Source organism: Caballeronia sp. LZ029 (genome assembly GCF_031451275.1).
Classification (GTDB): Bacteria; Pseudomonadota; Gammaproteobacteria; order Burkholderiales; family Burkholderiaceae; genus Caballeronia; species Caballeronia jiangsuensis.
On the sequence record NZ_JARUXO010000064.1, the window covers coordinates 1 to 335 of the forward strand.

The following is a 335-nucleotide window of genomic DNA, read 5'->3' on the forward strand; positions in this document are numbered from 1 at the left end:
CACTTCTACGAGTGGATGCAGAGCCAGCGAGCTGGGACGTTCCCGGAGGGGCCGGCCGTATGGATCTGCGGCGACTGCCACCTCGGCAATTTGGGACCGGTCGCGGACGCGGCGGGCGACGTCGCCGTCCACATTCGGGACCTTGACCAGACCGTGATCGGCAATCCGCTGCACGACCTACTCCGTCTGGGATTGTCGCTTGCAACCGCAGCGCGCAGCTCGGACTTGCCAGGCGTGATCAGCAGCCGCATAGCGGACGCACTGTTCGGGGGTTATAAACAGGCGTTCGACGACTCGTGCAGCGACGAGACTGAACGGGCGCAACGGCCGAAAGT

1 protein-coding gene is annotated in these 335 nt (G+C 64.8%); it reads left to right on the forward strand.

Features of this window, described 5'->3' with window-relative positions:
* On the forward strand, positions 1 to 335 hold a 335-nt coding region (locus tag QCE73_RS34060; protein WP_309885343.1), incomplete at both ends, for a DUF2252 family protein.